The sequence below is a fragment of the Terrabacter sp. BE26 genome, assembly GCF_041941675.1.
Lineage (GTDB): Bacteria > Actinomycetota > Actinomycetes > Actinomycetales > Dermatophilaceae > Terrabacter.
This window is the reverse complement of sequence record NZ_CP090122.1, coordinates 3,239,064-3,252,596: the sequence shown is the minus strand read 5'-3', so window position 1 is coordinate 3,252,596 and position 13,533 is coordinate 3,239,064. Positions and strand designations below refer to the sequence as shown.

The 13,533-nt window shown below is 73.9% G+C and carries 10 protein-coding genes; 7 read left to right on the top strand and 3 right to left on the bottom strand.

Translation table 11 applies throughout. From position 1 onward, the window contains the following. Positions 1-47: 47 nt before the first annotated feature. The gene (locus LQK93_RS14900; protein WP_374968562.1) at positions 48-4,550 is read left to right on the top strand and encodes an FtsK/SpoIIIE domain-containing protein; all 4,503 of its coding nucleotides are present in this window, start codon (positions 48-50) and stop codon (positions 4,548-4,550) included. A 55-nt stretch (positions 4,551-4,605) separates the two neighbouring features. Here the strand turns inward: LQK93_RS14900 and LQK93_RS14895 are convergent, their stop codons facing one another. Continuing rightward, positions 4,606-5,532, bottom strand: a complete 927-nt coding sequence (locus LQK93_RS14895) for a DNA-3-methyladenine glycosylase family protein (protein WP_374968561.1) — start codon at positions 5,530-5,532, stop codon at positions 4,606-4,608. Between the two features lie 145 nt (positions 5,533-5,677). Between LQK93_RS14895 and LQK93_RS14890 the strand changes: the two genes are divergently transcribed. Both LQK93_RS14890 and LQK93_RS14885 read left to right on the top strand, forming a co-directional pair. Continuing rightward, on the top strand, positions 5,678-6,421 hold the full coding sequence (locus tag LQK93_RS14890) for a DUF3105 domain-containing protein (RefSeq protein WP_374968560.1): 744 nt from the start codon (positions 5,678-5,680) through the stop codon (positions 6,419-6,421). A gap of 125 nt (positions 6,422-6,546) precedes the next feature. Further along, a complete protein-coding gene (locus LQK93_RS14885) occupies positions 6,547-6,987 on the top strand; it encodes a nitroreductase family deazaflavin-dependent oxidoreductase (RefSeq protein ID WP_374968559.1) in 441 nt (146 codons plus the stop codon). An 87-nt stretch (positions 6,988-7,074) separates the two neighbouring features. Here LQK93_RS14885 and LQK93_RS14880 read toward each other — a convergent pair whose 3' ends face one another. Both LQK93_RS14880 and LQK93_RS14875 read right to left on the bottom strand, forming a co-directional pair. Further along, entirely contained in the window at positions 7,075-8,070 is a 996-nt protein-coding gene (locus tag LQK93_RS14880; RefSeq protein ID WP_374968558.1) for a lysylphosphatidylglycerol synthase domain-containing protein, read from the bottom strand. A gap of 33 nt (positions 8,071-8,103) precedes the next feature. Beyond that, the gene (locus LQK93_RS14875; RefSeq protein ID WP_374968557.1) at positions 8,104-10,233 is read right to left on the bottom strand and encodes a glycosyltransferase; all 2,130 of its coding nucleotides are present in this window, start codon (positions 10,231-10,233) and stop codon (positions 8,104-8,106) included. A gap of 199 nt (positions 10,234-10,432) precedes the next feature. On the opposite strand from LQK93_RS14875, the gene LQK93_RS14870 reads away from it, so the two are divergent. Genes LQK93_RS14870 through LQK93_RS14855 form a run of 4 tightly spaced genes read left to right on the top strand, consistent with a single transcriptional unit; the run spans position 10,433 to position 13,523 of the window. Then, positions 10,433-11,119 (top strand): glycosyltransferase family 2 protein, encoded by a 687-nt coding sequence (locus tag LQK93_RS14870; RefSeq protein WP_374968556.1) that lies wholly within the window; start codon positions 10,433-10,435, stop codon positions 11,117-11,119. Next, the gene (locus LQK93_RS14865; RefSeq protein ID WP_374968555.1) at positions 11,116-11,544 is read left to right on the top strand and encodes a DUF2304 domain-containing protein; all 429 of its coding nucleotides are present in this window, start codon (positions 11,116-11,118) and stop codon (positions 11,542-11,544) included. The genes LQK93_RS14870 and LQK93_RS14865 overlap by 4 nt, the downstream gene beginning before the upstream one ends. Continuing rightward, complete coding sequence (locus LQK93_RS14860; protein WP_374968554.1) at positions 11,534-12,763, top strand: LCP family protein; 1,230 nt, start codon at positions 11,534-11,536, stop codon at positions 12,761-12,763. The genes LQK93_RS14865 and LQK93_RS14860 overlap by 11 nt, the downstream gene beginning before the upstream one ends. A gap of 28 nt (positions 12,764-12,791) precedes the next feature. Continuing rightward, a complete protein-coding gene (locus tag LQK93_RS14855) occupies positions 12,792-13,523 on the top strand; it encodes a TIGR03089 family protein (RefSeq protein WP_374968553.1) in 732 nt (243 codons plus the stop codon). Positions 13,524-13,533 lie beyond the last annotated feature (10 nt).

Here is a 13,533-nt window from a genome sequence, read left to right as displayed (position 1 = left end):
CTCTCCCCGCGGCGCGCTCTGATGGTGGCTCACGACAGGAGGAACGGGTGCGTCTGACTCTCACCGTGCTGGACCGGCGCACGACCGGTCGGCCGCAGCGTCACGTGACCATCGAGGTCGCCGCCGGCACGAGCTTCGGGGCAGTGCGCGCCCGTGTCGCCGCAGTGGCCGGTGTCCCGCCCGCGCACCTCCGGGTCGGCGGCCGGCTCGTGGACGACGACGACCTGCTGGGCCACCCGCCGCTGATGCGTGGCGTCCTCCTTCTAGCCGGACCCGCCGACCGCGCCGGTGGATCCACTGGCGGGACGGGCGCCGTCGAGCTGCGCGTGGTGAGCGGCGTCGGTGCCGGCCGGCTCCTCGTGCTCGGACGAGGGCAGCACGTCATCGGCCGTGCTGCCTCCGCCGGTGTCCGCCTGGACGACCCGGGGGTCTCCCGCGCGCACGCGGTGCTGAGCGTCTCGACCGACGGCCTGCACCTGCGAGACCTGCAACCCACCAACCCGTCGCGCCTCGATGGCGTGGCCCTTCCGGTGGAGGGCGCCCAGGTGATGGCGGGGCAGCACCTGCGGATCGGTTCAACGACGGTCGTCGTCGGTCCGGCGGACGTCCGCGCCGGCCACCACGAGATCGTCGACGGCGAGGTGCGCATCCACCGGCAACCCCGGATCCGTGAGGCAGCGACGGAACCGCCCGTGGTCTTCCCGGAGGCGCCACGTCGCCCGGAGCACGGCCGCGTCCCGCTGCTCGCCTCGCTGGCGCCCCTCGCGCTCTCCGGGATCCTCGCGGTCGTCCTCTCGTCGCCTGCCCTGCTGCTCTTCGCGCTCATGTCTCCCGTGCTGCTCCTCGGCCAGTGGTGGAGCGACCGCCGGGCCGGGCGCACCTCGTACCGGCGCCAGCTCCAACAGCATGCCTCAGAGCTCGAGCGCGCCCGGAGGGAGCTGTTGGAGTCGGCGCGCAGGGATACCCTGCGGCGTCGCGGTGAGCAGCCCGACCTGGCGTACGTGGAGGCGGTGGTGCGGCGGCGCGGAACCCGGCTGTGGGAGCGCCGTCCGGCGGACGACGACCACCTGCTCGTCCGCGTCGGGACCGCGACCCAGTCCGCCGAGGTCGACACCAGCGGTCCCGCAGACGAGCGGCCGCGGGTCGAGGGCCTTCCCGCCCTGCTGGCCCTGCAGGGGGTCGTGGGCGTGGCCGGGCCGCGCGTGCACGCCTCCTCGCTGGCCGGCGCCCTGCTGGTGCAGGTGGCCGCATGGCACACCCCGCGGGCGGTCAGCCTCCACGTCCTGGCGGACACCGAGGAGCGGGCACGGCAGTGGGAGTGGACCGCCCACCTGCCGCACGCTCGGGGACGCGAGGACGAGGCGGCACGCATCTCCGGGGGCCCCGCCGGCGTGGCCAGCCATGCCGCAGCGCTGCGGACACTCGTCGAGAGCCGCCGCGGCGCGGCGAGCGGGCATCGGTCCCCCGGCCCGCGCACCCCGGTGGACACCGTGGTCCTCGTCGACGGGCCCAGCGCCCTGCGAGCGGTGGCCGACTTCTCCGAGCTCCTCCGCGAGGGACCCGACGCCGGCGTGGCTCTCGTCTGCCTCGACCGCGACGTCGCATCCCTTCCCGTCGAGGCACGGGCAACGCTCGAGATCGAGGGCTCCGGTCTCGGCGGCATCATCCGGGAGGAGGGTCACACGATCGAGGGCATCGTGCCGGACCTTCCCCCACCGGGCTGGCTCGAGACCGTCAGCAGAACCATGTCGCCCTACGTCGACGCCACTCCCGAGGTGGGAGCGGGCGCAATTCCCCCGCGGGTCTCCTTCGTCGACCTGCACCGCGCCTCAGGCACCGACCCCCTGTCCGCCGACAGCCTCGCCGAGGCATGGTCCCGGAGCACAGGACGGCCCGTCGCGCTGCTCGGACTCGACGCCGAGGGAGAGGTCGCGATCGACCTCGCGGCGCACGGCCCGCATGCCCTCGTCGGCGGCACGACCGGCTCGGGCAAGTCGGAGCTGCTCCAGAGTCTCGTCGCCGGCCTCGCCGTCACCAGTCCTCCGGACGAGCTGACCTTCGTGCTCGTCGACTACAAGGGCGGTTCCGCCTTCAGCGAGTGCGCTCGCCTGCCCCACACCGTCGGACTCGTCACCGACCTGAACGCCCATCTGACCGCTCGCGCCCTCGTCTCGCTCGACGCGGAGATGAAGCGTCGCGAGCGCCTCCTCGCCCGGGCCGGTGCGCGCGACTTCCACGACTACCGTCGAGCAGCGGGCGTATGCCGTGACCTTCCCCCGCTGGCCCGCCTCGTCATCGTGGTCGACGAGTTCAAGGCGCTCGCCGAGGAGTTCCCCGACTTCGTCGACGGGCTCGTGCGTGTCGCCGCTCTCGGCCGCTCGCTCGGCCTGCACCTCGTGCTGGCGACACAACGGCCCGCGGGCATCGTGTCGGCGGACATGCGCGCCAACGTCGCACTGCGGATCGCCCTCCGGGTCCGCGACCGGAGCGACAGCGAGGACGTCGTCGACTGCGCCGACGCGGCGTCACTGAACCCACGCACGCCCGGCCGCGCGTGCATCCGAGTCGGCGACCGTGGCCTGCGCACCGTGCAGACCGCCTACCTCGGCGGGGGCATGGGCGGACAGGCCGACGAGGAGCTGCCGGAGCGCGTTGTCGTACGCGACCTGCTCGCAGCCCTGCCCGCAGCCCCGGCGGGCTCGAGGGAGGAGCAGTCCCGGGGCGGCGGCACCGAGCTGCACGCCTACGTCGCAGCCGCCCGCGCAGCCACGCGACAGCTGAACCTCCAAACCGCGTCGCAGCCGTGGCTACCACCCCTGCCGGAGCTGCTCACGACCGGCGAGCTCCCCCGCGCGGCCGACGACGAGGCCATCTCCGTCGACGCGACCGCTGTCCCTCTGGGACTGCTCGACCTGCCGCAGCACCAACGTCAGGAGTCGCTGCACTGGCGACCCGAGCACGACGGCCATCTGGGCATCGCAGGCGGCCCGAGGTCCGGGCGGTCCACGGCCTTGGTCAACCTCGCCCTCGGCCTCGTGCGACGGCACTCGCCCCAGCAGCTGCACCTGCACGTGCTCCAAGGCGTCACCGGCCCGGCCGCGGGACTCGCCAGACTCCCGCACGTGGGCACCGTGACCGACGCCACCGACCCGTCACTCAGCCGCCGGCTCATCTCTCGCCTGCTCGGGCTCGTCGACGGTGAGGAGACGGCGCCCGACCGCGTCGTGGTGCTCGTCGACGGCTGGGAGTCGCTCGAGGAGTCGCTGTCGGCAGACCACGGCAGCTCCGTCGACGACCTCCACCGGCTGCTGCGCGACGGGCCGTCCGCGGGGGTGTGGTTCGCCGTCGCCGGCGGGCGCGCCTTGCTCTCCGGCCGGCTGCCCGGCCTGCTCCAGCGACGTCTGGTGCTCTCCATGCCCGACCCGCTGGACCTGACTCTGGCCGGCCTCGCGCCCACCCAGACGTCGACGTCCCTGCCGCCGGGGCGGGCGATCGACCTGCGGTCCGGCGACCACCTGCAGCTGGCCGTCCCCGGCACCGACGCCTCTGCAGCCGCCACCATGGCTGCGGTGGATGCGGCCGCCGCGGCCATCGAGTGCGTGTACGGTGCGCCCGCAGAGGTCGGCAAGGGTGTGGACGCCGGGGCCGCCGTGGACGTCGGGGCCGTCGGGGCCGTCGGGGCCGTCGGGGCCATCGGGGCCGTCGGGGCCATCGGGGCCGCTGGCAGTCGCCACACCGCAGACCCCGAACCGGGTGGGACGGGGCACGTCGCGCGGTCGCCGGCACCCTGGCGCATCACCCCGCTGCCGGCCCAGGTGGCCCTCGAGGGCTGGAGCCCAGACGGGGAGGGGCTGGTCCTCGGACTGGGCGGCGACGAGGCCGGCCCGGTGGGGATGACCCCCGGCCCCGGACGGCGCCGGTTCCTGGTCGCCGGCCCGAACCGCTCCGGACGCTCGACCGTGCTCACCACGATCGGCGAGCGCCTGGCACAGCAGGGTCGCCACGTCCTCGTCGTGTGCCCGCGACGGTCTCCCCTGGCGACGTGGGCGGCGTCCCGCGGGCTGCGCACGCTGGCCGCCCAGGCCCTCGCCGAGGTGGTCGAGGTGCGCCGTGCGGACCCGGACGTGTGCGTCCTGGCGGACGACGTCGAGCTCGTGGACGGCAGCCCCGTCGAGGTGGCCCTCGTCGAAGCGGTCCGCCTCGTCGACGACACCGACGGCTTCATAGCGGTCGCCGCCGAGCTGGCGAGGGCCAACGGCGCCTTCCGGGGGCTCGTGCCCGAGGTCGCCCGAGACGGCTGCGGGCTCATCCTCGGCGCGACCTCCCCGAGCGACGGGGACGTGCTCGGCGTCAGGCTCGAGGTGCCCGCTGTCCGCCGGCCAGGGCGGGGCCAGCTCGTCGTCGACGGCGCCACCGTGCCGATGCAGGTCGCACGACTCGACCCCGACCGACCGCAGCCGCCGCTTCCGCTCCCTCCCGTCCCGCACCTGCTCGTCCCGCACCTGCCCGTCCCGCCCCTTCCCGTCCCGCCAGGAGCCACGAGCTCATGAGCCGCGGCTGTCACGTGCCGGCGCACGCGAGCCGTCTCCCGTGCGGGTGGAGCCCTTATCGCGGACGCGTCGGCAGGTGCGTCCGCGGCGCCAGGCGGGCACCGCGGCGCGGCCGGCGCTGACCCGCCAGGCCGAGCAGCTGCTGCACCCGGTAGCGGTGCCCGCGGTACGGCTCGAGCAGCACGGCAAGGCCCTCGTCGTCGACCGGCGTCCCGGTGAGGGCCCAGCCGATGTCCTTGGCCACGTGGTAGTCGCCGAACGACACGGAGTCCGGGTCACCCAGCGCGCGCTGCGCCACCTCGGCCGCAGTCCACACCCCGACACCGGGAAGGGCCCGCAGGCGACGGTGGGCCTCCGCGAGGGAGACCGACGCGCCCTCCTCCAGACGGCCGGCATACCCCGCGGCTCGGACGACGGTCTGCGAGCGCGCGCCGTCGACCGACGCCTGGAGCCAGGCCCACGAGGGGATCGCGGCCCAGCCGGACGGCGTTGGCGGCGCCATCAGCCCCGGGAACGGCCCGGGCGCGGGCGTGCCGAACCTGCGCACCAGCCTCCGGTAGCCGGCGAACGCCTCCTGGCCGGTCACCTTCTGCTCGATGATGGCCGGGACCAGGGCGTCGAGGACCAGGCCCGAGCGCGGCACCCTCCAGTGCGGGAACCGCCGCCACGCCTGAGCCACGGCGTCGTGGTGCGGCACGAACCCGGACGGGTCGTCCTCCTCACCCAGCAGCGCGGGCACCGACTCGAGGAGCCACTGCGCCCCCGGGCCCCAGGCCTGCGCGTGCACCTCCGACTCCCCAGCCCAGCACACGAGGTGCAGGGTCCCGACCCCCTCCGGCGTCTGTGCCGCGCGGGTCACGGTGCCCTCGTGGGTGAAGCGCGACGTGGGGTCGCCCGACCCGCGGCGGAAGTCGCCCAGCTGGGCGCGCAGCGCGATCTCACGTTCGCTGCGCCACAGCCGTGTCAGGGGTTCGGGCACCACATCATCCTCGCTTACACTCGGCTCGGTCGTTGAACGGGACAGCACCTGCACCGCGATGACCGCGACTCACACGCCCAGCCGGTCCGCCCGGCGCCGACGCCCCACCGGCGCGCCGCACCCGGCACCTGGACAGGAACGAGGAACGATGGCCCGCGAGACGACCCGAGACCGCCGCGAGCGCGTCGCCGCGATGCAGGCCGCGCAGAAGAGGTCCGAACGCCGCCGCCTGCTCGTCGTCATCGGTGCGTGCGTGGCCGTCATCGCCATCATCGGCGCCGCCGTGGCCTGGGCGATCATCGGGGAGCAGAACAAGAAGGACCAGGCCCTCGCCGGCATCAACGGCGACATCGCCGCGGCCTCCTGCGACCCCGTGACCAACGACCCCGCCAGCGGGTCCAGCGACCACGTCGGGCCGGGGACCAACCAGCCGGGCGTCACCCGGATCCAGTACTCCACGGTGCCCCCGTCGAGCGGCAAGCACTTCGCGGTCCCGGCCGTCGACTCCCGCCGCGTCTACACCGTCGCCGACGTCCCGGCGGTGGAGACGCTCGTGCACAACCTCGAGCACGGCTACACCATCCTCTGGTACGACCGCTCCGTCGAGAAGGAGCAGGCCGCGTCGTTCCAGGCGCTCGCCACCAAGGTCAACGCCATGAAGGAGTCGGCCAACAAGTTCCTCATCGTGCCGTGGAACCCCGCCTACGGCGCCTTCCCGGCCGGCAAGAAGTACGCCCTGTCGCACTGGTCGGCCGACGTCGACCAGAGCACGGGCAAGGTCGGCCAGCAGATGGGACACCGTCAGCTCTGCGGCGGTCTCAACACGAGCGTCGTCGAGACCTTCGTCAAGAACCACCCGTGGAGCTCGGCGCCGGAGCCCGGCGCGGCCTGAGCGGCCGCTCGACTACGGCGAAGCCCCTCGTGCCGCGGTCTCGCGGCGCCCTCCCCACGCGTACGCCGTCGTGTCCCCGGTGCCCCACCGTGGGAGGGTCGCGTCTGCCGGGTTAGCCTGCAGCAATGGCCAACATCGGTGAGTACGTCCCCAGCCCCAGCAAGTGGGTGCGCGACCAGGTCGAGACGATCGAGCGCACCGGCACCACGAAGTCCGTCGACATCATGGGCCTGCCCGTCGTCATGCTGACGATGCGCGGGGCCAAGAGCGGCGCCCTCCGCAAGGTGCCCCTGATGCGTGTCGAGCACGAGGGCTCGTTCGCCGCGGTCGCGAGCCAGGGCGGCGCCCCGCAGCACCCGCAGTGGTACCACAACCTCCTCGTCCACCCCGACATCGAGCTGCAGGCCGGGACCGAGACCTTCCCGGTGCACGCCCGGGAGCTGAGTGGCGAGGAGCGTGAGCAGTGGTGGGAGCGCTGCGTGGCGGCCTTCCCGAACTACGCGGAGTACCAGACGAAGACCGACCGCCTCATCCCCGTCTTCGTCCTCGAGCAGCGCGCCGCCTGACCCGCGAGCCCAACGGCCAACAACGAGGTCCCGACCGGGACCACTGACCGGGCCGCCGTCGCCATCGAGGCCGACGTCAGCCGCACGTCACCTGCTGACGTCGGCCTCGCTGGCGTCGGCCTCGCTGGCGGCGGCCTCGCTGGCGGCGGCCTGCCGTTCGGTGATGAGGTGGTGCGAGCGGGCGTAGAGCCAGCCGCCGAGCGCGGCCAGGACGTCGACGACCGTCACGATGAAGCGCGACATGATCGCGACGGCTGCAGCCGCCGGCGTCGGCATGGCGGTGGCCAGGATCAACGTCAGCAGCCCCTCGCGAGCACCCAGGCCGGCGGGCAGGACGATGGTCAGCATGCCGAGCGAGACCGACAGGGCGTAGCCGGTCATGGCGGCGGTCGCCAGGTCGGCGTGCGGCGTCCCGGTCCCCGCCACGGCACGCGCCAGCAGCAGCGTGTGGATGCCGAAGGCGACCCACACGAGGACGAAGACGACGACCGCGCGAAGCACCGCGCCCGCCGACAGGCCCTGCTCCAGCGGCTGCCGCTTGAGGACGCGCAGGGTTCGGTTGATGATCGCGTTGAGCAGCCGGGGCACGCACAGCACCACGAGGATGGGGATCCCGAGCAGGAGCCACCAGTCGAAGCCACCCGAGGACCGGGTGAGGAGGAAGGAGGCTGCCGGCAGCCCTACGAGCAGTCCCGTCAACAGCGCCAGGCCGAGGGCGAGCAGGCCGGTCACGGCGGTTCGCCGGCGCGGCACCCGCAGGTGGCTGGCGATGTCCGCCTGCACCAGCACCGACCACAGTGAGCCCGGGAGGTACTTGCCGAGCTGCCCGACGAAGTAGACGCCCGAGGCAGGTGCGAAGTGCAGGTCGGAGCCGAGGTCTCGCAGCAGCGTCTTCCACCCGACCATGGTCAGCCAGGTCCCGGCGCCGGCCGCGAGCGTCGCCCAGAGGAACGTCGGCCAGGAGATCTTGCCCAGCTGCACCGACATGTCGGCCCAGTTACGGGCGACTGCGTAGACCACGGCTGCGAGCGTGATCAGGGCGATGCCCAGGCGGAGGACGGTGAGAAGTTTTTTTCGCGTCATGACGGCTCCATCATCGCAGGCCCACGGGGGTGCTCAACGACGCCGCAGCGTGAGTCGCACGAGGCCGTATGCCGCGTCGTCGGCGCGCGCACGCGACGCGGCCCTGCGCATACGCGCCGTGACGTCGCCGTCCAGGTCACCGACGAGCACGAAACCGAGGCCGTGCGCGCGGGCCAAGATGGCGCGTACGTCGGCCGGTCCGACGGCGCCCTCGGCCGCCCTCGGGCCGATGGGGACGGTGATGACGAGCAGGCCCCCGGAGCCCAGGGCCCACGACGCCTGCTCGAGCACGTGGTCGACGTCCTCCCCGTCGCAGCCGTGCGGGTGGATGCGCACGATGACGTCCAGCGAGCCGGTGTCGACGTCGAGTGCCGCCACGCTGGGGTGCTTTCCCGTGAAGTCGATCGCGACCGGGGCGAAGCCCACGGCGCGGGCCCACCGCGACAGCACGGACCGAGTGCCGCCCTCGTCGACGATGACCGAGCTGCGCAGGCCGTCGTCGCGCACCCGAAGGATCGCCGCCAGCGCACCGAGCGCAGCCCAGGCGGCGACGTCGTCGAGGGAGCGGGGCAGCCCGAGGATCCGGGACAGCCGGCGGGCGTCGTCGGCCTGCTCCGCTTCGCCGAGCACGTCGGTGGCGCGCACCCAGTCCGGCAGATCGCCGGGCTGGAGGGTCACCAGGGGTCGGCGGCCTGCGAGGACGTGCGAGCTCGCCTGCCGAACCAGACGTGCGACGGTGCCGGAGGCGCGCCCTGCGACGTCCGTCCCCTCTCGGCCGGTGATCGAGCCGATGAGGCGGTCGACGACGAGGCGCGCCCCGGGGACGGCGACCTGCCCTGCCCGCGAGACCGTGCGGCCGAACCCTCGCCCCGCGTGCCCGGCATGCTCGTCCCCTCCCCCGTCGTGGGGGCCGGCAGCGGCCAATCTGTCCGGTGCGGAGAGCGTCTCGATGGTCCCCAGGTAGTGAGCCCACGACGCCTCGAGGTCGGGTGTCTGCACGCCTTCCGCGAGCCGCCTACGCACGCTCGGGTCGCCCAGCCGGCGGAGCCCCCCGGTGAGCGCGTGCTCGTCGTCGGACGGCACGAGCAGCCCGTCGAGCCCGTCGGTCACCTGCGCCGAGAAGGGCGGCACGTCGAAGGCGAGCACGGGCAGCCCGTGCAGGTGGCCGAGGGCCACCTCTCGCGTGGACGGCGCCGAGAGGTACGGCAGGGCGAGCACGTCGTGGGCCCCGAGGAGTGCCGCGAGCCCGTCGGCCGGGAGCGGGTCTGCCTTGACCTCGACCCGGCCGCCGAGCGCCGGGTCCGCCGCGAGACGCCCGACGCGCGCGGCGTCGGCGCCGCGGAGCTCTCCGGCGATGGTCAGGCTCACGTCGGGAACCGAGCGCATGGCCCGCAGGAGGACCTCCAGGCCATCGAGCCGTCCAGCGGCTTCGAGGGCGAGCAGCCGGGTGGGCTCTCGGCGCGAGCCGCGGGCCGCGCCGTCACCGCCGGCCGGCAGCGGCGGCAGGCCCGCCACGGAGACGTGGTGGGCCCCGAGGCCCCGGGCGGCCGCGGCCTGCCCGGCAGTGTGCACCAGCACGGAGTCCACCCGAGACAGCAGGGACGAGACGAGCCTCCCCTGCACCGGCCGCATCGAGCCGGGAAGCGCGTCGAGGCAGACGACCACGGACTGCGGCCGCGGGCCGGCCCCGGGCGGCAGCGGGCCGGCGCGCACCGCCCCGGCCGCCTGCAGCAGCGCCCGATGAGCGGGCACGGACGTCGGCAGGGGCTGGACGACGAGCACGGCGTCGACGTCCCGAAGGCGCCGCCCTGCCCGCACCCAGGTGTCGGGCCGGGTGCGGCTCAGCGCCCGGATGGTCCGCGGGAACGGCGCGACGTCCAAGTGTTCGGCCGCCGCCGTGGCCGAGCTCCGCGATCGCGAAGGCGCTGTCCACGTGACGAGGGTGACCTCGTGGCCGGCGTCGCTGAGGTGGTGGGCCAGCATCGCCGTGTGCCCGGCCGCGGTCTCCTCGTCCAGGTGCGCCGGTCCGACGATGGCGATGCGGAGCGCTGCCGAGCCCGCATCGGAGGTCGATCCGTGTGCCGTTTCGCCGCGGGTTCGATCGCCGGTGCCCGAGGACCGGCCACCCTGCGGTCGAGAGTCGTGTGACAACGCATCCGTCATGGTGTGCCGACTCTAGTTCCACCCGCCGACGTGGTGGCTGCGCCGCGGATCGCCTCGCGTGTCGACGCCGGCCGTCCGGTCGGGGGTCCGGTCGGGGGTCCGGGCTGCGAGCCCGATGAGCGGCGCGTGCAGTGGCCGGGCCTCGGGTGTGCCCTCCAGCGTGGCGGGAGCACGCTGCCGACCGCTCTACGCTGTTCGCATGCAGAACGACGACGTGTGGCTGGTGGTGCCGCTCTACAACGAGGCCGCCGTCATCGCGGACGTCGTGCACGAGGCCCGCACGGTCTTCCCCAACATCGTCTGCGTCGACGACGGCTCGACCGATGCCTCGGCGAAGCGCGCCGAGCTCGCGGGCGCCGCCGTGGTGCGCCACCCGGTCAACCTCGGCCAGGGCGCGGCCCTGCAGACGGGCTTCGACTACGCGCTCGGCGACCCGTCGATGCGCTTCGTCGTCACCTACGACGCCGACGGCCAGCACCAGATCCAGGACGTCGCCGCCATGGTCCAGCGCATCCGCCGCGGTGACGTCCAGGTCGTCTTCGGGTCCCGCTTCCTCGACGAGCGCAACGAGGCCTCGGTGCCGAAGCGCGCGATCCTGCGGGTTGCCGTCGCCTACACCAACGCCACCACCGGGACCCGGCTCACCGATGCCCACAACGGCCTGCGGGTGCTGCGCCGCGACGTGGTCGCGCAGCTCGACATCACCCAGAACCGCATGGCACACGCCTCCGAGATCGTCGCCCAGATCGGCTCGATGCGGCTCGACGGGGCGAAGGTCGCCTACGCGGAGGAGCCCGTGCACATCCTCTACACCGACTACTCCAGGGCCAAGGGCCAGTCGCTCTGGAACGCCGTCAACATCCTCGCGGAGCTGATCTGGCGATGAGCAGACAGAGCGTCATCCAGATCCTGCTCATCGCCGCGGTCCTCGCCAGCGCCTGGAGGCTGCTCGTCGGGACGGGGCAGCGCACCCAAGCGGTGCGGCGGCTCGGCCTGCTGCTCCTGCTCGGGCTCGTCGTCTACTCCATCATCGATCCCAGCAAGACCTGGACGAACCTGGCTCGGGCCCTGGGTGTGGGCCGTGGGGCCGACCTGATCCTCTACGGCCTCGCCGTCGCCTTCTTCGGGTTCGTCGTCACGACCTACAAGCGGTTCCGCGCCATGGAGACCCACTACACCCGGCTGGCGCGGCGCATCGCGCTCGACGAGGCGCGCCCGGCAGCGGAGCACGTGCGGCAGACAGGGACCGGTGAGACACTGTCGGCCGATGTGACCCCGCCCCCCAGCGTGAAGGCAGCAGATGCCGACTGATCCGAGCACCCCCGGGCGCGCCGACGGTGACGACGCCTACGTCGTGGACACCAGGCGCCGCCCCGAGAGGCCGAACGGCCGCGCCGCAGCGCCCCGACGCAGCGGCTCCGACACCCGACCGGGCCCCGATGACCCCGTCGTCGTCGACACCCGCCGGCGAGGCGGGTCCTCGGACGGTCCCGGGCAGCGCCCCGCCGCTCCCCGAGCGACTGTCCCGGGCAGGCGCCGGCGGCGCCGTGGACGCGTCGCGCTCGTCGTGCTCCTCGTGCTGCTCCTCGCCTGGGTCGGTTTCCTGGTCTGGGTGCCGCTGCACGCGTGGGGTGCGGTCAACAAGGTCGACAACATCCCCGCCGGCGACCGGCCCGTCGACACCTCCGGGCACAACTACCTGCTCGTCGGCTCCGACAGCCGCGAGGGCCTGACCACCGCGCAGCGCAAGAAGTACGCCACCGGCGACGCGGTCGGCCAGCGCACCGACACGATCATGCTCGTGCACGTGTCGGAGAGCGGCGGAAAGCCGGTCATGGTCTCGCTGCCGCGCGACTCCTGGGTGCCGATCGCCGGTCACGGCCACGACAAGATCAACGCCTCCTACTCGATCGGCGGCCCGAAGCTGCTCACGCAGACCGTCGAGCAGGCCACCGGCATCCACGTGGACGGCTACGTCGAGATCGGCCTCGGCGGGTTCGCCTCGGTGGTGGACAGCCTCGGCGGCGTCAACCTCTGCGTGCCCCGAGACATGAAGGACAAGAAGGCCGGGATCGACCTCAAGAAGGGCTGCCAGACCCTCGACGGTGGCAACGCCCTGGGCTACGTCCGGTCGCGCTACGAGGACCCGCTGGGCGACATCGGGCGCGCGGCCCGCCAGCGCCAGTTCCTCGGGGCGCTGATGAAGAAGGCGGCCACTCCCTCCACCGTCCTGATCCCCTGGCGCTACAAGAGCTTCGCCGACGCCTCCGCCGCCGGGCTGGCCGTCGGCGAGGGAACCGGCATCATGGACGCCGTCCGGGTGCTGCAGGCCATGCGCGCGGTCAGCAACGACCAGGGCCTCTCGCTGTCGGTGCCCACCTCGACGCTCTCCTACCGAACGAGCACCGGAGCCCTCGCCGTCAAGTGGGACACCGAGCGGGCGAAGGCGCTGTTCACGGCCCTGAAGAACGACGAGGCCCTGACCCAGGCGCCGCCCGGGACCACCGTCAACGAAGGCGGGAGCCGCTGATGCCCGGCCCCCGAACAGCGACGAGCCGATGACCCGGCCCCCGCTGCCCGCGGACGTCCTGGCCCACATGGTCGCCTCCGACCCGGGTCGGCCGCGCCTGACGTGGTACGACGACGAGCCGGGTCCCACGTGCGGCGAGCGGATCGAGCTGAGCGCGCGCGTGCTGGCCAACTGGGTCGCCAAGGCCGCGAACCTCCTGCAGGACGACGCCGCCGCGGGGCCGGGCACCACCATGGGCCTGGACCTGCCGGCGCACTGGCGCTCCCTCTACTGGGCTCTGGCAGCGTGGTCGGTGGGCGCGACGCTCGTGGTCGGCGACGCCGCGGCCGGCGCCGACCTGCTGGTCACGGACTCCCCCGCCGCCGCGGCCCGGCACGGAGGTGATGCCGTGCTCGTCTCGCTGCCGGCCCTGGCCCGCAGCCACCCCGAGGCCGGCGCCGCACCGGGAGCCGTCGACGAGGCCCGGGAGCTGTCGACGCACGGAGACCACTTCTCGCCGATGTCCGACCCGGAGGCGGGTGACGTCGCGCTCGCCGCCGAGGGCCACGACACGGCATACGGCGATGTCGTCGTCCCCGTCGATCAGTGGGGAGCCGCGCCACGAGTCGCGCTCGCCGGGGGGCTCGACCGGGTGCTGCGCGGTGCGCTCGCCGTGTGGGCGGCCGACGGCTCCGTCGTCCTCGTGCGCGGGAACCGGGATGACCTGCACGAGCGGTTCGCCTCCGAGGGCGTCACCGTCGACTCACGCCGGAGCGCCTGAGGCGCCAGGC

Coding starts and splice junctions, on each gene's coding strand:
- LQK93_RS14860 (WP_374968554.1), top strand. CDS start 11,534: ATGCCGACTGATCCGAGCACCCCCGGGCGCGCCGACGGTGACGACGCC.
- LQK93_RS14890 (WP_374968560.1), top strand. CDS start 5,678: ATGGCCCGCGAGACGACCCGAGACCGCCGCGAGCGCGTCGCCGCGATG.
- LQK93_RS14865 (WP_374968555.1), top strand. CDS start 11,116: ATGAGCAGACAGAGCGTCATCCAGATCCTGCTCATCGCCGCGGTCCTC.
- LQK93_RS14885 (WP_374968559.1), top strand. CDS start 6,547: ATGGCCAACATCGGTGAGTACGTCCCCAGCCCCAGCAAGTGGGTGCGC.
- LQK93_RS14870 (WP_374968556.1), top strand. CDS start 10,433: ATGCAGAACGACGACGTGTGGCTGGTGGTGCCGCTCTACAACGAGGCC.
- LQK93_RS14855 (WP_374968553.1), top strand. CDS start 12,792: ATGACCCGGCCCCCGCTGCCCGCGGACGTCCTGGCCCACATGGTCGCC.
- LQK93_RS14880 (WP_374968558.1), bottom strand. CDS start 8,070: ATGACGCGAAAAAAACTTCTCACCGTCCTCCGCCTGGGCATCGCCCTG.
- LQK93_RS14875 (WP_374968557.1), bottom strand. CDS start 10,233: ATGACGGATGCGTTGTCACACGACTCTCGACCGCAGGGTGGCCGGTCC.